We start from the raw sequence: 241 nt of genomic DNA, 5'->3' as shown, positions 1-241 counted from the left end.
CGCTAAACCTGATTCCCGGCCAACTGAGCCTTGCCCAACTGCGTGATGTTTATCAGCAACCGGTCAAAATCAGCCTCGATCACAGCGCCTCGGCCCAGATCGACGCCAGCGTTGCCTGCGTGGAACAGATCCTCGCCGAAAATCGCACCGCCTACGGGATCAACACCGGTTTTGGCCTGCTGGCCTCCACGCGCATCGCCAGCGAAGACCTGGAAAACCTCCAGCGCTCGCTGGTGCTGTC

Annotated in this window: 1 protein-coding gene; it reads left to right on the top strand. The window is 60.6% G+C overall.

Features of this window, described 5'->3' with window-relative positions:
* On the top strand, positions 1 to 241 hold a 241-nt coding region (locus ACM6IR_RS26160), incomplete at both ends, for an aromatic amino acid lyase (RefSeq protein WP_414910372.1).

This window comes from Pseudomonas sp. IT-P253 (genome assembly GCF_949768125.1).
In the GTDB taxonomy this organism is placed as follows: Bacteria; Pseudomonadota; Gammaproteobacteria; order Pseudomonadales; family Pseudomonadaceae; genus Aquipseudomonas.
This window is presented reverse-complemented; position numbering and strand designations above follow the sequence as displayed.